Below are 17,626 nucleotides of genomic sequence, written 5' to 3' on the forward strand. Positions count from 1 at the left end.
AAAGCATTATCTTAAGTTTTCCGAAGGGAAACTTGCTCCAAAAGCATAATCTTAGTTTTCCGAAAAAACGCTACATAAACGCAATATCGATTCGAAGAAAATGTGACTGTTTACATGCTCTAAAACTTTTGTCCTAGCTTTTATTGTACCAAGAAAGCTCTTCTTTGTCGCCTCACATTTGTTGATTATCCAATGGAAATCGTTCATAATGAACCGAAAAAGAAACGAACGGAGGTCTGCTCATGCAGCTAATTATTAGTGTCGAGCTTAACTTGCCGGAGGATAAGCTTCCCGGTTACTACGCCCAAATTATCAAAGGAATAGCCGACATCGCGACCTTGGTGGATCGTCATAAAACACTCCTCTTCGTTAGCGGTTCAAGTGATGCTGATGCAATCGAAGCTTTTGTGGAGCGTTATAAAGTCCCTAGTGAGCGGGGCATGTGGCTTCAGCTCGACGAGAAATGGTTAATCAATGATAGAACCTTCACAGACTATGGCGTTCTGACAAGACAAGGTAATCATTTTCTGGATATGGCACTTACTGCTATCGTGGCTTTGGACGGAGTGGAACCGGAATCGGAGCTGACGCAGGCGCTGCAGCAGACTGAGGAGCATACACTTGCTTCCAGTAACGCAAACGGCCGACAGCTGTTAGCTGTCGACCGTCATCAGGTAGAGCTTATTGAAGGCATTGCAAGAGCTTATCATTGCCGCGCTGAACGGCTCCCTCTGGCCTCAGAGGCTATCTAAAGTAGATCTGCAGCCAGCTGGGCGAGCTTTGATCTCTCGCCCTTCTCAAGGGTCATATGACCGCTCACACCCTCCTGCTTGAACCGTTCAACGATATGAGTCAATCCATTGCTGATTGAATCCAAGTACGGATGATCAATTTGCTCCGGATCTCCCATCAACACAATTTTACTTCCTTCCCCTACACGGGAAACGATTGTTTTCACCTCGTGCCTGGTCAGGTTCTGCGCTTCATCAATAATAATGAACTGGCCTGGAATGGAACGTCCGCGGATATAAGTTAATGCCTCCACCTGTATACTGCCAAGCCCCATTAATATTTTATCAATATCCCCTGATTTTTTCGTATCGAATAAAAATTCTAAATTATCATAAATCGGCTGCATCCATGGACGCAGCTTCTCTTCTTTCTCACCTGGAAGATACCCGATATCCTTACCCATCGGGACGACGGGCCTTGCAATCAGCAATTTTTTGTATTTATGCTCATCCTCAACCTTCATAAGTCCGGCAGCCAATGCAAGCAAGGTCTTGCCTGTACCCGCTTTTCCTGTTAGGGTGACAAGCGGGATATCGTCGTTAAGAAGCAGCTCCAGTGCCATTCTTTGCTGCGCATTGCGGGCAGTCATTCCCCATACCGGGTCATTGCTAAGATACAGCGGCTCTAGCCGTGCGCCATCTTGCGTTACTTTGAGCAGCGCAGATTTGGAGGTGCCCATCTCATCTCGCAGAATAACGAATTCATTCGGCTGTAGTCGTGTGCTGCCGAGCTGCAGATTCTTAATCGTTAAGAAACGGTACGTATAAAATTCATCGATAACCGCAGGGTGTACGAACAGTGTTAAATATCCGGTATACACATCCGAAGCCGTTACAACGACTTGATCGGACCGGTAATCTTGAGCTGCGAGCCCCAATACATCCGCTTTGATACGGACAAGGACATCTTTGCTTACAATGATAACGGGTCGCTCTTCCGGCTTCTCCTTCTCTTCCAGGGAATAGTTTAAAGCAACCGCCAAAATCCGGTTATCATTTGACATCTCACCAAACATGTCTTGCACTCGAACATAGCTGCGATGATTCAGTTCAACCTTGAGCAGGCCTCCATTAGGGAGAGTAATTCCTTCGTGCAGCCGTCCATCCTCACGCATTTGATCGAGTAAACGAGAAACATGGCGCGCATTTCTGCCCAATTCGTCAGCTAACCTTTTCTTAGAATCAATCTCTTCCAACACCACTGCGGGAATAATGATCTCATTATCTTCAAAGGCGAAGATCGCTTGTGGATCATGCAAAAGAACATTGGTATCGAGCACGAATATTTTTTTCATCGTGAGCCCTCCCGGCGTTGGAATTTCGTTCAAAGGCGTACATAGCGATACCTGCTCTGGGCAAACTACACTTGAACAGACAAACGTGGCTAAAGAAAGGTCAGGTGGCGAATATGAGCAAGTGGCTGGTGTCGGCTTTGATCCTTTGCCTGCTTGCGACAGGTTGCGGTACCGTCGCGCGCAATGAGACATCACCCTCTCCGCAGAATGATAACCGCGTTAAAGTCCAGCAGAGCTCGCCTCGTAAGAAGGCTATTACCAGCCCGAAACAAGTCGCAGCCCATTTAGAGAAGCTCGCGATGAAAGTTCCGGGCGTGAAGGGCGCTCATTGTGTCGTGTTTAAAAATACAGCGATCGTTGGCATTGATGTAGTCAGTACGATGGAACGATCACGTGTCGGCACGATCAAATATGCTGTAGCGGAAGCATTTCATAAAGATCCTTACGGTATCGATGCAATTGTCACTGCCGATATGGACTTATCCCAGAGGCTGCGGGAAGTCCAGGCCGACATCAAACGCGGACGGCCATTAGCAGGTATGGCAGAGGAACTCGCCGACATCGTCGGACGCATTGTACCTCAGCTTCCGCGGGATGTTCAACCCCGTCAAGCGGAGCCGGATAAACAAGATCAGCCAAAGATTCATAAGAATTTGTAAAAACGAGCAGCCATATAAGAACACAAAAAGCCTAGCGATGTTACACTAGGCTTTCTTCATGGCTGCAAACACCTGTCCATCCAGTTTGTCGGCAGCTCTTTTGTCATAAGTTTTCACAACAGCAGGTAGTGTGGACAAGCGGGCGCCGTAAAACATCGCATCGCGGATATGTCCAATTTCAATATCGAAGCAAACAAGTTTAAACGGTACTTCTTCGAGCGCTTCAGAACGCAGTGCTGCTTTCCCGTAAACGGTTTGAACAGATCCGGGCGCAAACACAGTTACGCTAACATTTTCATTCGAGGACATGTTCGCACTCAGACGAGAGCGGCCGTCGATTGCAAAACGAAGCGTGGTGCGATCCACCGCATAGATCCATGAGATAGCACTGGACGTAGGTGAGCCTGTATCCGCATCGATAGTGTGCAGAAGTACGAAAGGTTCCTGTTTCAACTGGTTAAATAGATCGTCGTTCAATGCTGTAACGGGCTCGGTCATCCGCATTGCCTCCTTGCAACATGATCATGAATGCTCCGATGCGATCATTATAACATAGCAGGGTTTGCTCTTCCACCCGTCATTCAGCTAGTTTTGCTTGTAAAGCTTCTTTAGCGGCCTGAAGTTTATTCTCGTCAAGTCGTACATAAGGACTCTTCCAGGAGCCTTCCAGAGGGATAAACGTGATGTCTTCGCGTCCAATGCCGAAATATGTGGAAATCATGTTTTCCACTTCGCCTGAAGGGATGTCCATACGCATGTTATTGCCAACCGCACGAATGACACCCGCGATTTTGGTCACGCTCGAAAGGGACTTCAGCTTGTCGGCAATTTCACCCAGAACCTGGCTTTCTCGCTGGTTCCGGTCGAAGTCACTGGACATGTTCTTGCCGTCATTGGACTTTCGGTATCTGACGAAATCCAGAGCATCATCGCCATTTAGCTTCTGAGGACCTTTGGTCAAATCGATGTTGGTACCATCCGCATGATCGACGTAGTGCATGTCCATGTCGACATTTACATTAACACCACCAAGAGCATCAACAACATCGGCAAAACCCTGAAAGTTAATGGTGGCCGTATAATTCAAAGGGATATCAAAAAACTCGCCAAACATTTTGCGCATATCCTGCTTCGCTTGGCGTTCTGCGCTCTTCTTATCGAGACCGTCACTCTTGGCAGCCGTCAGGAATCTTGCATAATACGCATTTGCTTTGTGGACTTTGTATCCGTCCAGCTCGATCTTGGAATCACGCGGGATCGAGACGACCGTTGCTGATTTCGTCTTCGGATTAAATGCGGCAACCATCATAACATCTGAATTCAAGCTGCCCGTTTCCTTGCGTGTATCAAAGCCGAGCAGCATAATAGCAACCGGCTTCACTTTGACTGATTCGCTTGGAGCTACTTCTACAGTAGGATCTGCATCAGTCGTAATATCCTTTAAGGCATCCTTTGATACTTTGTAAAGGTAACCGGCGTACCCTAACCCTCCGATAATCAGCAGCAGAACCACAATCATTAATCTGCGCATCCAGAAGACTTTCTTCTTTTTCTTTTTCGGTTGTTGAGGCTCTCTCGGTCCTCGGGAAGAGGATCTGGGCGGCATTGATGATTTGGTCATTGCGTTCACCTTATCTTTTCAGTTGTATTTCGGATTCTCGTTGATATCACTAAGGAGCTTCTCGCCAATTTCACGAGGATACATCTGAATCTTGCTGCGGCCGTCCAGCTCATAGCGGACATGTATCATCGTATCGTCGATTTTGTCGATCTGCACGAGTGCGAGTTGATGGTCCTCAGTCAATATTTGCAAAAAGAAGTCTCGGGTTTCCACAGCAGCATGATCATCAGGCCTGGCCTCTGCCACAATCTGAATCTGCAGCCAATTAAACAATGCGTCTTCTAACCTCATAGACGTCCTCCTTAAAGCTTTTGTTGCATAGCTTGAATCCGGATGCCGGATTCAACAAACAAAAACTTGCTTCGTAAGCATGCATATTGCTGAGAAGCCTGCTCCTTAATCGTGGGAACGTTTAAGCTTTTTTCCCTGAATCGGCATCCACTTCTGCAGCATTGACGTTTCTGCCTTTTATTCGGTCATAAAGCTGTCTTCCGCGCAGCATGAGCATCATAGCTACTGCGACCGACATGCACTGGATAATGGGAAGCTTGTCGAACTGTAATACAAACAAGATAAACGAACCCAGCGCCATAACGAGATGAACGAGTATTTCTTTCAATATCGGCAGCCGCTGCACACGGAACACAGCATTGAAAATATAAATCGTTAAGCACAAAATAATGATGTACGTTAAGATCGGATGGGCATGGAACCAGTTCTGCACCTTCAAGCATCTCCTTTCAATTTCACACATATGCCAAGCTACGCAAACGGCAGGATAACAGGACCAATTCGATCCGCTACCCTGCCTCTCGTCGTTCGTAACCATTTAATTCATGTATTAATCTTTAGTCTAATTCTTAAACGCCTTGAGCTGCGGCTCTGCGCTGTTTATCTGCACGTTCGCGCTCACTCTTATTCAAGAGTTTCTTGCGCAGACGAATCGATTTAGGAGTGATTTCACATAGTTCATCATCATTCAAGTACTCGAGAGCCTGCTCCAGCGAGAATAGCACTGGTGTTTTCAGACGAACCGTATCATCCTTGGAAGCTGTGCGGATATTGTTCAGCTGTTTCTCTTTACAAATGTTAACGATAATGTCGCTGTCCCGGTTATGCTCGCCAACGATCATTCCTTCGTATACTTCAGTACCAGGCTCAAGGAACAGAATACCGCGGTCCTCTACACCGAACATTCCGTAGAATGTCGAAGTACCGTTCTCACTTGCAACCAGAACGCCTTGATGACGTCCGCCGACTGATGCGCCGGCAAGCGGGCCGTATTTCTCAAAAGCGTTGTTCATAATTCCATAACCGCGAGTAAGTGTCAAGAAATTCGTACGGTATCCGATCAATCCGCGTGCAGGAATGATAAATTCCATACGCACTTGGCCGGTTCCGTTATTAATCATATTGACCATTTCCGCTTTACGTGAGCCGAGGCTCTCCATAACAGGACCTGTACTTTCTTCTGGGACATCGATAAGAAGACGCTCGTAAGGCTCGCTCTTAACTCCGTCAATTTCTTTGATAATAACTTCAGGCTTGGAAACCTGCAGTTCAAAGCCTTCACGGCGCATATTCTCGATCAGTATACCAAGGTGAAGCTCGCCGCGGCCTGACACAATGAATGCATCCGGGCTGTCAGTTTCATCAACACGAAGAGCCACGTCTGTTTCTAATTCTTTGAAGAGACGTTCACGAAGCTTACGGGAAGTTACCCATTTGCCTTCACGTCCTGCGAATGGACTGTTATTAACGAGGAATGTCATTTGCAGTGTAGGCTCGTCAATTTTAAGAACCGGCAGTGCCTCTGGGTTGGCAGGATCTGCAATCGTTTCACCGATGTTGATCTCGCGAATACCAGCAATAGCTACGATATCTCCAGCGCCCGCTTCTTCAACTTCAATACGTTTCAAGCCTTGGAAGCCGAACAGCTTCTCGATACGCGCTTGTTTCGTAATCCCGTCACGGTTAATGACCGCTACCGATTGGCCTTGGCGAATTTTACCGCGATTGACACGTCCAACTGCGATACGTCCCAGGTACTCATTGTAATCCAGCAAAGTAACAAGGAATTGCAGCGACTCATCTACGCTTTCAGTCGGCGATGGAATATGCTCGATGATGGTTTCATACAGAGACTGCATATTTTCATCTTGTTTTTCCATGTCAAGACTGGACGTTCCGTTAAGCGCGGAAGCGTACACGACTGGAAAGTCAAGCTGTTCATCGTTAGCGCCTAGCTCTATAAATAGATCAAGCACTTCGTCAACGACATCTTGAGGACTTGCATTCGGACGGTCAATTTTGTTCAGTACGACGATTGGCGTCAGATTGCTCTCAAGCGCTTTGCGAAGTACGAATTTCGTTTGCGGCATACAGCCTTCAAATGCGTCAACGACAAGCAGTACGCCGTCAACCATTTTCATGATGCGTTCAACTTCTCCGCCAAAGTCAGCATGGCCTGGCGTATCTACGATGTTGATCAGAAACTCTTTGTAATTTACTGCGGTGTTCTTTGCCAAAATCGTAATTCCACGTTCACGTTCCAGGTCGTTGGAATCCATTGCCCGTTCTTGAACCGCTTCATTATCACGGAACGTTCCTGATTGTTGAAGCAATTTGTCGACGAGCGTTGTTTTACCGTGGTCAACGTGCGCGATGATGGCGATATTACGTAAATTTTCTCTGGCTTGCATTGTTAATTATCCACTCCACTTTGTTTAGTCTTCTTTCTAGTCTTGCCTTCTTGCTAACAAATCAAAAGGACAGAATTACCAGCGTGCTCTTTTTCCCGCAATCAACCAAGCCCCGATCGCAAGCAGAAGCACTGCAATGATATACAAACCCCAGCCCCAGAATGCCATAATGACAAAAAACGATACCGCTATAAGAGCTAAAATCATAGCAATCGTCAGCGGATATTTCGGGTGTGACATTTCAAACAAGTGATACTCATACAACCCGAGCGCGACCCCCAAAATAAAAAAGGGCCATAGGTACTGCATATTGCTCCAACCGAACGCAATACAAAAGAAAAAAATGAAGGCGTTTATCGTCAAAATCGCTCCCGGTACGAGAACTAAAGGGGGGAGCAACCGACCGAAAAACAGCACATGCAGCAATATGCCGGGAATCAACACGAAAAGCGGCCAGAAGTTAGTTCCGATAAATGCGAATAACCCGAGCTTTCCGAGTAAAATAACGGCGCCGGCAAACAAAAAAAGAAGACCGACGGCGTATTTATTTTTCGACATGCCCAAAGATCCCTTCTCTCGACACTTTTTATCATTACTAGTGTACTGGAACGGACGGCAAAAAACCAGTGTAAGGCGGTAATTTCCACTGAAAAATGTTCATTATTTTACTTTTTTAGACGCAAAAGCGCAACAATGATCACTAATGGAATGCACAGCAGTGGAAATGCCTGCTGAAAAGTCGGGTAATTATGAAGGATGAGCTTAACCATGCCGGGATCATGGACGACCATCTCGCCAGCGGCATATCCAAGCAACCCTCCGCCTAAATATACAAGAATTGGAAACTTTCTAAGCAGCTTGCTTAACACCTGACTCCCCCAAATAATCATCGGTATGCTCAGCGCGATACCGAACAGAATAAGTACCGGCTCTCCCTCTGCAACCGCGGCAATGGCCAATACGTTATCCAAGCTCATAATGAAATCAGCCGCCACAATTGTGCGTATGGCGCTTCCAAGAGAAACCTCTTGCCGAAATTCAGGCTTCCCGTGGGAGTTTGAAGCGGCATCCGTTACAAGCTTTACAGCAATCATAAATAATAGAATCGCGCCAACGGCTTGCAAATAAGGGATCGTGAGCAGCGTCAGCGCCACCAGCGTCAGCAGACATCGAAGTCCTACAGCTACGCCAGCCCCCCACCAAACCGCTTTACGGCGCTGCGCAGGAGGCAGCTTCTGACTTGCCAGAGCAATTACAACAGCATTATCTCCACTCAACAAGACATTAATTAAAATAATCTGAATAAATATAAACAAGCTCTCCAAATGCATGCCCCTCCTAAAAGTAAACCGAAGTCTAATTGTTAGCTTATGAAACTTGTATGTGAAAATAGGACAGCTTATGAGTCAAAAGTTTTGAATCTTTCTTCAAGGCACTACGTATATACCTTCAAAATTAGGAATCAGAAGGGAGAGGCACACATCATGGAAATTCTCTCGTTTGAGTTTTTATCCGCTCTGCTGACCATCGTCTTTATTGACCTCATTCTTGCAGGTGACAATGCGATCGTAATTGGTCTGGCCGCTCGCAAATTACCGAAGGAGCAGCAGACAAAAGCGGTGATTTGGGGAACCGTGGGGGCCGTAGTCATTCGCGCGGTAGCAACCATTCTAGTCGTTTATCTGCTGGATATCCCGTGGCTGCTGCTCGCAGGAGGCATTCTATTATTATGGATCGCTTACAAGCTGCTTGTTGATCAGAATGATCATGATGTCAAACCGGGAAACACCTTATGGCAGTCGGTATGGACAATTATCGTCGCGGATGCAGCAATGGGTCTGGATAACGTGATCGCGGTCGCCGGGGCCGCCCACGGCCATGTCCTTCTGGTCGTGCTCGGGCTCTTGATCAGTATTCCGATTGTGGTTTGGGGAAGCACGCTGTTCCTGAAAATCATTAATCGGTTCCCATGGATTGTGTACGTCGGTTCTGGCGTTCTGGCTTACACAGCCGCAAAAATGATTACTCATGAGGAACGAATCGCAGGCTTCTTTGCAAGCAGCAACCTGTTCAAATGGTCTTTCATGATTCTGGTTGTCATCGTGATCGTCGTCGCCGGGCTATGGAAAAACAATGCAAGAACGAAGAGAGCGTTAAACGAAAAAAGCAGGGAATCCCATTAGTGGACTCCCTGCTTTTCTTTTCCAATAGCAATGTTCTAGAACCAGTCTTCATTCCCGGCGCTCTGCGCTTCAGATAATACATCCGGTGTCAGCTCGATAACCTCTGCGCTTGCGACCGCTGTATGAATCATATCATCCAACCCTTGAATCGAAGCTTCAACCCGTTCTACAATTTTTAAGTTCGGATTCGTGCTGGGTGACTTAGGGACAAACAAGGTACAGCAATCCTCATAAGGCAAAATCGAAGTGTTGTAGGTTCCGATTTGTTTGGCAATCCGGATTATTTCATTCTTGTCCATGGTGATGAGCGGGCGAAGAAGCGGAATATGAATGTCATTTCCAATCACATTCATACTGCTCAGCGTCTGACTGGCGACTTGACCCAGACTATCCCCTGTCACAAGCCCCAGCGCCCGGTATTTCTCAGCAAGCCGCTCCGCAATACGCAGCATAGAGCGCCTCATCAACGTAATGATAAGCGACTCCCGGTTGCTTTGGGCAATCGCCGTTTGAATGTCCGTGAATGAAACGAGATGCAGCTTAATGGGTACTCCGCTGAAATGAGACAACCGTTTCGCTAATTCAATAACCTTCTCCTTCGCCTTATCGCTTGTAAACGGGTAACTGTGAAAATGGACGGCCTCAATTTCAAGCCCTTGGCGCATGGACAGATAGCCGGCCACCGGACTATCGATGCCTCCGGATAACAGCAGCATCGCCTTGCCGTTCGTACCGTACGGATAGCCCCCCGCTCCCTGCACCATTTCATGGAAAACATAGGTTCCTTCCGGCTGAATTTCAACTCGAAGCTCTACTTCCGGCTCCTTCACGTTTACTTTCAGATTCGGGATCGCCCTAAGAATATGAGAGCCGACCAGATGGTTCATTTCGAAGGTCTCGTGCGGAAACTCCTTCTCTACACGTCGAACCGACACCTTGAAGGTGTCCGGTTTATGCGGCATTTCAAACATAATCTCGAGTGCAGCTGCACGTATTGACTCCAGATCATTGATGGTGAATTTGACGGGGCTGAAGGAATGTATACCGAAAATCAGCTTCAATTGATCTGCAATGGGTTCATATTGTTCGTTATGAAGCGTGATGTATAGACGCCCGAATGCTTTACTTATCGATGTTCCTGGGTAAGGCAGCAGCACTCTCTTGATCTGTTCTTCGATTCGATTCTCAAATTGGCGGCGATTACGGCCTTTAACCATATATTCGCCGAATCGGATCATAATCATATCTGGCTTCATTCTCGAGTACCCCTTTTTTCAAGCGGTTTCAGCTTTTGTACGACCATTGGAAGTACCCGGCATAACCACTCCAGTTCTAAATCGCCATGCTCGTCTCCGAAGCTGATTCGGATGCCGCTGGCCGCTCGCGCTCTGCCAAGTCCCATCGCCTCCAGTACCCGGCTTGGTTTGTCATCCTTAGAGGAGCAGGCCGACTTCGTCGATGCAAGTACGCGGTGCTTCTCCAGCATATGAATGATGACCTCCGGCTTCATGCCAGGGTACGAGAAATTAACGATATGGGGAGCGGCAGCTTCACGCTGGCCCGTACCATTAAGGACAAGCTCTGGAATCTGTTCCAGACAGCGGAGAAGCCGGCTGCGCAAACCATGCATTTTCTCATACCGGTCAGGCTGGCTCTCTACGGCCATTCGAAATGCTTTAGCCGACGCCACAATAGCAGCGAGGTTTTCCGTACCCGGGCGAAGACGCTGCTCTTGCCCGCCGCCGCTGTAGATGGGATCCAGCTGTATACCCTGCCGAACATACAGAAGCCCCAATCCTCTAGGCCCGTTAATTTTATGGGCGGAAGCCGAGAAAAGATCGATCCCGCTGCCGGATAGGCCGATCGGAAGCTTGCCTATGCTTTGCACCCCGTCAACATGAAAAATAATGCGGTCCTGTTTGCGGAGCAGCGCTCCGATTTCAGCAATCGGTTGTATCGAACCGGTTTCGTTATTAACATGCATCACGCTGACTAATATCGTTTCTTTAGTCAGAGCAGCCTCAAGATCGTTTAATGATAGAATGCCCCTGCTGTCGACCGGAAGATAAGTAACGCGGAAGCCATCCCGTTCAAGTGCTCCAAATGTATCGTAAACGGACGGATGCTCAATAGCGGTTGTAATCAGATGATTGCCCCTGCTTTTGTATTTACGGGCCGCACCGATAATCGCCATATTGTTGCTTTCCGTTCCTCCGGAGGTGAAGATCCATTCTGGCTTGTCTGTACCGAATAAGCCTGCGATAACTCCCCTGGCCCGGTCCAGCAGCTTAGCTGCTTCCATTCCGCTTCGGTGCAGCGAGCCAGGGTTGGCGTAATGCTTCGCCATCACCTCAGCCATCGTACGAATGACATCCTCATGCGGAGGAGTAGAAGCACAATGATCAAAATAATACATCACCTGTACCTCCTGAAAGTGTCTGCGTGGACATCTTGGAATATATCGTGAGTGCAAAACTCGCATCGACAAGCAAGCGCTTAGTTATTAGCGAGATGCTTCGCGGCAATCCTTCTTGCGAACAAAAACTCACATCGACAAGCATAAACGTTCTCAAGCAAAAATAAAAGACCACCGAAGAAAGCTGGGCAAATTCGCCGTTCAGAGCTTCCCGTGATCTATTATCCTTCAGCATATAGTTTTCCTTATAGGGCTGCGCTGTACAAAGCTTGCTTGCCAAGAACCTTATTCATATATTTCTGTGTTTCCTTCGGAAGAAGCTCCAGCTTATTCGCCAATTCTGCATCAGATTGAATGCCCGCACGATCAATGCGGCCGGGACCTGCGTTGTAAGCAGCGAGGGCCGTCTGAATATTGCCGTCATATTTACGGAGCAAATACGAGAGGAAACGTGTACCGCCGTCTATGTTTTGCTGAGGATCCAATGAGTTCGCAACTCCCAAGCCTCGCGCCGTACCGTCCATTAACTGCATAAGCCCTTTAGCTCCAGCAGAAGAAACAGCATTTGTGTTGAAGGAGGATTCTGTATCTATAACAGCTTTGATCAGGGCTCGATCAACACCATATTTAGCAGCTGCTTCATTTATGTAAGCATCATATGTTGTCGAGTTTGCGCTGCTTGTATCCAAACTCTGAATCCGGGAAATATCTCCGCTAAACTGAGGAGGCAGTGCGCTAAGCGGCATAACATTCATTGCAGATGTTTGAAGACCTGTATCTAACAGAAGGCTGGATTCCGTATTTGATCCGGACATCATTTGTTGAAGCAGAGTGCCGAATAAAGAGGTACCATTCTGGCTGTCAGCAGAGATTGTGCTGCTTTGGCTGTCCCCATTAATGTCCAAGCTTGGCATCCATTGCAGCTGCAGCAAAGTTTTCATAATACGCGGATCAATACTCATTGGTTGCCCCCATCTGTTTCGCGCTTATTTGACATGATTTGATCTTATTCTACATGTTTTTCCCATTTACCGCTAGTGTGATATTAGTTCTGAATCTGCTTACGAAGAAAAGCCGGCGAATCAGATTCGCCGGCCGGTTCATTATGAGTCATTCAGGTGATGGCATAATAAATGGGAATAAGCACTAAATATGACGCTAATGCAATCAATCCAAGCGTTATGGACCAGACACCAAGCCCTCTGGCCCCCTGACGATAAGCCAGGAAACCGACGACCGCAGCTGTTGCGCCCAATAAGACCGGCCATACAAACCAAGAGAGAACGGCCAATACAAGTGCTGCCCACCCAGTCGCACGGCCCGCTGAGCGCGTCTCACGCTTTGCGTCTTCCACAAGATGACGGTCCCGATACTTCCCCGAATAACCTGGTGAAATAGCGCCTAATTCAGCACCCATCTCTTCGTTGTATGCATGATGGTCTGAATCGTACCCGGGATGAGTCTCCGTATCATCATGCGGACTGTGTGGATTGTAATCGGGATGGCGCTTCATTATGGCCTCACTCCTTCGCCTTGAAAGTGTGACAGCAAGTCTCAGCTTGTTCTGATGCAGCATCCTTGTGCTCATGTCCGAAACCTTCTTCAGCGAACTCGGAACCAAACTCCCCTTTTGCGTGACTGTCGATGTCGATCTGAATTTGATCGGCATTGCATTTATTGCCTTCCGCCCAGAAGGAACAGTTAGCAACACTGCAGCGTACGCCATTTGGCATAAAAATCACCCCCGGTATCATGTTGCCCTTACCGGGGGTGAGTTATGATTGCCTTATTTTTGTCCTTGCATGCGACGCTGTGTCATGTAGTCGCTCTCGTAGTAAGAAAGATCATCGCGAAGTTCTTCAAACAATTTCGAAACCGTCAATACGATATCGCGTGCCTCGTTAATTGGTTTCTTGCGGAAACGAATAGCATCTTGTCCTGTATAAGCGTACCGGCCATCCTCAGAGTAGCACTCATTCTTCGGATAGAAGAATGCGTTCACGCATTGATGGTACACTTCATACAAAGCACGTTCTGCAAATTCAACTTCAAAATTAGGCCGTCTAAGCGTCACTCCGAGCTTCTCATATGCCACTTCAGAGAAAACAAGCAAATGGCGAAGATCCGACAGCAATCCTTTATAGAAAAGCTCCGCTTCATTTCCTTGATCCTCAGCTGTAAGCTGTTGAAGCGCGTGCTGGTTTAAAAACGTCTCCAAATGGCCAATAGCAAGTTTTAATTTGTCCCGAGTCGATTCGCTCAGCGGTTTCACATTATTCGAAGGCATAATCGGTAGTTCCCCTTTCTTATTTCCAAACCATACTTAAATCATCAACATCGTACCACAAAATACATGCAGATGGTACTGTCCTTTAACAAGAAAAGTTGTATATTTTACAGCCGCCCACCGAACTCTAATCAACAGAAGCCGGAAACCGGCTTACCAATATGCAGTTATGTTCGAGGAGGTACCAATCGATATGCGACGAAAGTGGATCGGCTGGTTTGCAGTGCTTGCGGCTGCCGCTTTTCTAATTCCGCTCACGCCTTGGTTTGGCAATTCAAACCACCAGAGCCGGATCAGTGAGAGACCCGCACCCTTCAAGCCAATGTCTGCAAAGGGAGAGCATCATTTGAAGATGGCAACCGTTAAGCAGGATATGGATGCGACCGCCATGCTCTGTACAACGGAATGCTCGAAGAATCTCCACAAGCTTATGATGGAAGCTAAATCAAAGCCTGAAGCATCGAAGGAATCACAGCTGACCCATCTCATGAACATGCATAAACAGATGGTCTACGTTATGTGGATCCATGATGGGCACAGCTTAGCAAAGGGCAAGAAACCAACAGGTTCAAGCTTATTGAATGCTCGATTGCACGATGGCAAGAAAATGCTTCATAGCGGAGAACCATATACATCGGAGCCGTTCAATGTGAATGGACACCGGTACATGGTGATCACTGTTCCGGATAAGGAGCATGCAGGGGACGGAATGGTTGGCATTTTGCTCCAAGATATCGTTATGCATGTCAAGCAGCATCAACAGCGAAACCTGCGTTTAGTTCCTTACCCGCCTGAAGGAAAATATAAAATTGAATCCGTAACGCCTAATACGACGCGCGACATTACGGTCGATAACGGTGAAGAGAACGGAAATGCAAGCCACTATCACATCAACGAAGTGGTTGTGAAGTTTCCACATCCTCCTACCGACGCTCAATTGAGCCGGATGAAAAATGAAGTATCCGCCCTATCCGTCAAGAAGCTCGGTTATACCTTTGTCTTCCGTTCCAAAAAAATGGAAGCAGAACCGATGATTAAATATTTTCAAAAATCGTGGAATCCCGAATTCGTTGAGCCGCATTATTTGTACATGACCAACGAGGTCAAGGGAATTATTCCAAACGATGCCCTTTACTCGCAGTATCAGTGGAATTTACCTATCATCGAGGCGGAAAAAGGCTGGAACGTTTCCAAAGGCAGTGAGAAGGTTCTAATTGCTGTCCTTGATACTGGCGTCCAGCTTGATCACCCCGATCTGAAGGGCAAAATCGCCGATGGAACGAACTTAGTCGATGATACGGCGCCGCCAGAGGATGACGTCGGCCACGGCACGCATGTTTCCGGCATTATTGCAGCTTCTGTTAATAATGGCGAAGGTGTAGCCGGATTATCTTGGTATAACAAGGTTTTACCCGTTAAGGTTCTGGACAGCAGCGGCGCAGGCTCTACCTATTCCGTAGCTGAGGGGATCATTTGGGCGACGGATCATGGCGCTAAGGTCATTAATATGAGTCTTGGCAACTACGCGCAGGCGCAATTTTTGCATGATGCCGTAAAGTACGCTTATGATCGCGACGTCGTATTAGTCGCCGCCAGTGGAAATGATAATACCAACCGTCCAGGATATCCGGCGGCTTATCCTGAGGTATTTGCTGTTGCGTCGACAGATGCTGACGGCGCAAAATCGTCTTTCTCCAATTACGGTGACTATATTGATGTTGCAGCCCCTGGAGCAAGCATTGCCAGTACGTATCCAGGCAGTCAGTATGCCGCCCTGTCGGGAACTTCAATGGCCAGCCCTCACGTAGCGGCGCTTGCGGGTCTGATCCGCTCCATCAACCCGGATTTGACCAATGTTGAGGTCATGGACATTATGCGCAAATCTGCTAAAGATTTGGGTGCCAAAGGTAAAGACAATAACTTTGGCTACGGCCAGATCGATATTGTCCATGCGCTCGAAGCCGCCAAACAAACGAAAGTTTCATTGCAGCAGTTTCCGAAGCAGGTTGAGCGAAGACTTAAACAGATTGAGTTCAAATATAACCACACCAATGCCCATTAAAAATAAGCGCAGCTGCATATCCGTATGCAGCTGCGCTTTTTCTCATTAAACTGTTTTTCCTACTGTTCCATCTTAGGAACTCCATTCCCTCTTCTTAAAGAAAAAGCCGCATATTGCAAATAATAAATACGCTAAATCTAACAGGATAAACATGCTGTACACCGATACATAACGAATCCCATACCCGCCTATGCTCGGGCTCAGCAAGCTTCCAATACTAAAATGTATAGACGCAATGACATTGGCTGTCGGCATGATGACTTTAGGCAGTACATCGGCTGGGTAGGCTAAACCAAGCGAATAAAAGGAACCAATTACGCCGCCTATAAGTGCAAGCAGAACAAGCAAAGCGGCAGCATGATTGCCTGCGAGCGGAACTGTCAGGAACAGCAGCCCTCCCGCTAAGCCGCAGGCCATGAGAACCGGTTTGCGCCCGATCCGGTCACTCAGCATCCCAAGCGGGAACATCAGCAGCAGGCTGCCGATACCCAAAGCGGGAAGCAGCAGGGAGATCCATTGCTCGCTCAGTTCAATCCGCAGCCCATACAGCGGAAAGCTGCTGTTCATCGAAGCTTCCATTAGGCCATAAAGAAATCCCGGTATAAGAGCAAACCAGGCAAAACGGTATGCCATCACATGCCAGTTTCCAGCAGGAAGCGCAGCTTTTGCCACTTTCTCCGGAAATTGATGGGGCAGTTTAGCAACCAGCAGCAGAATAAGGACGAAGAATACTGCACTGGTAATAAAAGGAACTGCATCGCGAAATCGCATTAAATTGATGCCTAATGGACCGATACTGAAACCCACACCGTACGCCATCCCATAGAGGGAGATGTACCCTCGCTTATCCGCAGGACTGCTGCTCACAATCCACAGCTGTGTGCAATAATGAAGCGCGCTATCGCCCACTCCATCCTTAACATAAACCAGACCCACAAAGAAGCCATAAATGGAAAGAGCAGCGTCGCGTAAGTTACGAGCAGAATACCGCTCATGATCATGGTTTTGTAGCCCCACCGTTTGACAGGTCTCTCGATGAAAAACATCGTCGCAAATGTGCCCAGACTCTGCTCCCTGTTTCACACAAATAACCCGCAAGGGCGAATGCCTCACGGGTTATTTACTGTGTATGGAAAGTTTGCCGTAAGCCGGGTTCTGTGCTTCTTGTGGTTCAGACGGGAACAACCCTCCCACTCGTGAAGCGACAATCATCTATCTAGGCCAATCATTACTAATCAGCTCAAGCGACCAACCCGAACGCTCCCCGGGCAGGGGTGCAGTTGCAAAACGGATAAATCCGCTCGCCTGCTTCGTTCTCTCGGTCTTGCTCCAGATGGGGTTTACCAGCACCGTTGTCACCAACGGTCCTCGTGGTCTCTTACACCACGGTTCCACCCTTACCTGTACCGGCGTGAGCCGGCCATCGGCGGTCCATTTCTGTGGCACTATCCTTCGGCTCGCGCCGACTGGACGTTATCCAGCATCTTTGCCCTACGGAGCCCGGACTTTCCTCTCGCGGCCTCACAGCCGCCAGCGATTGTCTGTCAAACTTTCCGTTGCTTAGCTAGTATACTAAGAATGCAGGAAAAGCTCAAGTTTGAATCCATGGC

The 17,626-nt window shown here is 47.8% G+C and carries 19 protein-coding genes and 1 other RNA gene; 4 read left to right on the forward strand and 16 right to left on the reverse strand.

Annotation, left to right across the window (positions count from 1 at the left end; all coding sequences use genetic code 11):
* The first annotated feature begins 242 nt into the window (after positions 1–242).
* Positions 243–752, forward strand: a complete 510-nt coding sequence (locus ACFPYJ_RS21820; RefSeq protein WP_379190334.1) for a hypothetical protein — start codon at positions 243–245, stop codon at positions 750–752.
* Here the strand turns inward: ACFPYJ_RS21820 and ACFPYJ_RS21825 are convergent.
* Positions 749–2,086 (reverse strand): PhoH family protein, encoded by a 1,338-nt coding sequence (locus tag ACFPYJ_RS21825; RefSeq protein WP_379190335.1) that lies wholly within the window; start codon positions 2,084–2,086, stop codon positions 749–751. The two genes, ACFPYJ_RS21820 and ACFPYJ_RS21825, sit on opposite strands and share 4 nt — an antisense overlap.
* Before the next feature lie 113 nt (positions 2,087–2,199).
* Here ACFPYJ_RS21825 and ACFPYJ_RS21830 point away from each other — a divergent pair, with 113 nt between their 5' ends.
* The gene (locus ACFPYJ_RS21830; RefSeq protein WP_379190336.1) at positions 2,200–2,745 is read left to right on the forward strand and encodes a YhcN/YlaJ family sporulation lipoprotein; all 546 of its coding nucleotides are present in this window, start codon (positions 2,200–2,202) and stop codon (positions 2,743–2,745) included.
* Positions 2,746–2,790: 45 nt separating this feature from the next.
* Here ACFPYJ_RS21830 and ACFPYJ_RS21835 read toward each other — a convergent pair whose 3' ends face one another.
* The 7 genes from ACFPYJ_RS21835 to ACFPYJ_RS21865 all read right to left on the reverse strand — a co-directional run bounded on the left by ACFPYJ_RS21835 (position 2,791) and on the right by ACFPYJ_RS21865 (position 8,393).
* A complete protein-coding gene (locus ACFPYJ_RS21835; RefSeq protein ID WP_379190337.1) occupies positions 2,791–3,243 on the reverse strand; it encodes a pyridoxamine 5'-phosphate oxidase family protein in 453 nt (150 codons plus the stop codon).
* 79 nt (positions 3,244–3,322) lie between these two features.
* Positions 3,323–4,276, reverse strand: a complete 954-nt coding sequence (locus ACFPYJ_RS21840) for an LCP family protein (protein WP_379190338.1) — start codon at positions 4,274–4,276, stop codon at positions 3,323–3,325.
* Between the two features lie 108 nt (positions 4,277–4,384).
* Positions 4,385–4,657, reverse strand: coding sequence for a hypothetical protein (locus tag ACFPYJ_RS21845; protein ID WP_379190339.1), 273 nt, complete (start codon positions 4,655–4,657; stop codon positions 4,385–4,387).
* A 121-nt stretch (positions 4,658–4,778) separates the two neighbouring features.
* Entirely contained in the window at positions 4,779–5,090 is a 312-nt protein-coding gene (locus tag ACFPYJ_RS21850) for a YlaH-like family protein (RefSeq protein WP_379190340.1), read from the reverse strand.
* 136 nt (positions 5,091–5,226) lie between these two features.
* Positions 5,227–7,068: a translational GTPase TypA gene (typA, locus tag ACFPYJ_RS21855; RefSeq protein WP_379190341.1), complete on the reverse strand. Its 1,842-nt coding sequence runs from the start codon at positions 7,066–7,068 to the stop codon at positions 5,227–5,229.
* Between the two features lie 75 nt (positions 7,069–7,143).
* Positions 7,144–7,626, reverse strand: a complete 483-nt coding sequence (locus tag ACFPYJ_RS21860; RefSeq protein ID WP_379190342.1) for a hypothetical protein — start codon at positions 7,624–7,626, stop codon at positions 7,144–7,146.
* Between the two features lie 107 nt (positions 7,627–7,733).
* Positions 7,734–8,393, reverse strand: a complete 660-nt coding sequence (locus ACFPYJ_RS21865; protein ID WP_379190343.1) for a YjbE family putative metal transport protein — start codon at positions 8,391–8,393, stop codon at positions 7,734–7,736.
* Between the two features lie 159 nt (positions 8,394–8,552).
* On the opposite strand from ACFPYJ_RS21865, the gene ACFPYJ_RS21870 reads away from it, so the two are divergent.
* Positions 8,553–9,251: a TerC family protein gene (locus ACFPYJ_RS21870; protein ID WP_379190344.1), complete on the forward strand. Its 699-nt coding sequence runs from the start codon at positions 8,553–8,555 to the stop codon at positions 9,249–9,251.
* A gap of 35 nt (positions 9,252–9,286) precedes the next feature.
* Here the strand turns inward: ACFPYJ_RS21870 and thiI are convergent, their stop codons facing one another.
* The 6 genes from thiI to ACFPYJ_RS21900 all read right to left on the reverse strand — a co-directional run bounded on the left by thiI (position 9,287) and on the right by ACFPYJ_RS21900 (position 13,954).
* Positions 9,287–10,507 carry a tRNA uracil 4-sulfurtransferase ThiI gene (thiI, locus tag ACFPYJ_RS21875; RefSeq protein WP_379190345.1) on the reverse strand — a complete coding sequence of 407 codons (1,221 nt, stop codon included), beginning with the start codon at positions 10,505–10,507 and terminating at the stop codon, positions 9,287–9,289.
* The gene (locus ACFPYJ_RS21880) at positions 10,504–11,667 is read right to left on the reverse strand and encodes a cysteine desulfurase family protein (protein ID WP_379190346.1); all 1,164 of its coding nucleotides are present in this window, start codon (positions 11,665–11,667) and stop codon (positions 10,504–10,506) included. The genes thiI and ACFPYJ_RS21880 overlap by 4 nt, the downstream gene beginning before the upstream one ends.
* Before the next feature lie 245 nt (positions 11,668–11,912).
* Positions 11,913–12,629 carry a lytic transglycosylase domain-containing protein gene (locus ACFPYJ_RS21885; protein ID WP_379190347.1) on the reverse strand — a complete coding sequence of 239 codons (717 nt, stop codon included), beginning with the start codon at positions 12,627–12,629 and terminating at the stop codon, positions 11,913–11,915.
* A gap of 152 nt (positions 12,630–12,781) precedes the next feature.
* On the reverse strand, positions 12,782–13,180 hold the full coding sequence (locus tag ACFPYJ_RS21890; RefSeq protein ID WP_379190348.1) for a hypothetical protein: 399 nt from the start codon (positions 13,178–13,180) through the stop codon (positions 12,782–12,784).
* 7 nt (positions 13,181–13,187) lie between these two features.
* On the reverse strand, positions 13,188–13,400 hold the full coding sequence (locus ACFPYJ_RS21895) for a DUF1540 domain-containing protein (RefSeq protein WP_379190349.1): 213 nt from the start codon (positions 13,398–13,400) through the stop codon (positions 13,188–13,190).
* Between the two features lie 53 nt (positions 13,401–13,453).
* Positions 13,454–13,954: a YpuI family protein gene (locus ACFPYJ_RS21900; protein ID WP_379190350.1), complete on the reverse strand. Its 501-nt coding sequence runs from the start codon at positions 13,952–13,954 to the stop codon at positions 13,454–13,456.
* 193 nt (positions 13,955–14,147) lie between these two features.
* On the opposite strand from ACFPYJ_RS21900, the gene ACFPYJ_RS21905 reads away from it, so the two are divergent.
* Positions 14,148–16,016, forward strand: a complete 1,869-nt coding sequence (locus ACFPYJ_RS21905) for a S8 family peptidase (RefSeq protein ID WP_379190351.1) — start codon at positions 14,148–14,150, stop codon at positions 16,014–16,016.
* A gap of 72 nt (positions 16,017–16,088) precedes the next feature.
* On the opposite strand, the gene ACFPYJ_RS21910 is transcribed toward ACFPYJ_RS21905, so the two are convergent.
* Both ACFPYJ_RS21910 and rnpB read right to left on the reverse strand, forming a co-directional pair.
* A complete protein-coding gene (locus ACFPYJ_RS21910; RefSeq protein ID WP_379190352.1) occupies positions 16,089–17,033 on the reverse strand; it encodes an MFS transporter in 945 nt (314 codons plus the stop codon).
* Between the two features lie 112 nt (positions 17,034–17,145).
* Positions 17,146–17,569: RNase P RNA component class A (rnpB, locus tag ACFPYJ_RS21915), an RNA gene on the reverse strand.
* Positions 17,570–17,626 lie beyond the last annotated feature (57 nt).

Origin of the sequence: Paenibacillus solisilvae (assembly GCF_042656405.1) — a bacterium.
GTDB classification, from domain to species: domain Bacteria; phylum Bacillota; class Bacilli; order Paenibacillales; family Paenibacillaceae; genus Paenibacillus_Z; species Paenibacillus_Z solisilvae.

What these genes read in the sequence shown, in the direction of transcription:
- typA (WP_379190341.1), bottom strand. Translation starts at nt 7,068, where the DNA reads ATGCAAGCCAGAGAAAATTTACGTAATATCGCCATCATCGCGCACGTT.
- ACFPYJ_RS21860 (WP_379190342.1), bottom strand. Translation starts at nt 7,626, where the DNA reads ATGTCGAAAAATAAATACGCCGTCGGTCTTCTTTTTTTGTTTGCCGGC.
- ACFPYJ_RS21825 (WP_379190335.1), bottom strand. Translation starts at nt 2,086, where the DNA reads ATGAAAAAAATATTCGTGCTCGATACCAATGTTCTTTTGCATGATCCA.
- thiI (WP_379190345.1), bottom strand. Translation starts at nt 10,507, where the DNA reads ATGAAGCCAGATATGATTATGATCCGATTCGGCGAATATATGGTTAAA.
- ACFPYJ_RS21900 (WP_379190350.1), bottom strand. Translation starts at nt 13,954, where the DNA reads ATGCCTTCGAATAATGTGAAACCGCTGAGCGAATCGACTCGGGACAAA.
- ACFPYJ_RS21835 (WP_379190337.1), bottom strand. Translation starts at nt 3,243, where the DNA reads ATGACCGAGCCCGTTACAGCATTGAACGACGATCTATTTAACCAGTTG.
- ACFPYJ_RS21870 (WP_379190344.1), top strand. Translation starts at nt 8,553, where the DNA reads ATGGAAATTCTCTCGTTTGAGTTTTTATCCGCTCTGCTGACCATCGTC.
- ACFPYJ_RS21890 (WP_379190348.1), bottom strand. Translation starts at nt 13,180, where the DNA reads ATGAAGCGCCATCCCGATTACAATCCACACAGTCCGCATGATGATACG.
- ACFPYJ_RS21895 (WP_379190349.1), bottom strand. Translation starts at nt 13,400, where the DNA reads ATGCCAAATGGCGTACGCTGCAGTGTTGCTAACTGTTCCTTCTGGGCG.
- ACFPYJ_RS21840 (WP_379190338.1), bottom strand. Translation starts at nt 4,276, where the DNA reads ATGCGCAGATTAATGATTGTGGTTCTGCTGCTGATTATCGGAGGGTTA.
- ACFPYJ_RS21905 (WP_379190351.1), top strand. Translation starts at nt 14,148, where the DNA reads ATGCGACGAAAGTGGATCGGCTGGTTTGCAGTGCTTGCGGCTGCCGCT.
- ACFPYJ_RS21830 (WP_379190336.1), top strand. Translation starts at nt 2,200, where the DNA reads ATGAGCAAGTGGCTGGTGTCGGCTTTGATCCTTTGCCTGCTTGCGACA.
- ACFPYJ_RS21880 (WP_379190346.1), bottom strand. Translation starts at nt 11,667, where the DNA reads ATGTATTATTTTGATCATTGTGCTTCTACTCCTCCGCATGAGGATGTC.
- ACFPYJ_RS21885 (WP_379190347.1), bottom strand. Translation starts at nt 12,629, where the DNA reads ATGAGTATTGATCCGCGTATTATGAAAACTTTGCTGCAGCTGCAATGG.
- ACFPYJ_RS21820 (WP_379190334.1), top strand. Translation starts at nt 243, where the DNA reads ATGCAGCTAATTATTAGTGTCGAGCTTAACTTGCCGGAGGATAAGCTT.
- ACFPYJ_RS21845 (WP_379190339.1), bottom strand. Translation starts at nt 4,657, where the DNA reads ATGAGGTTAGAAGACGCATTGTTTAATTGGCTGCAGATTCAGATTGTG.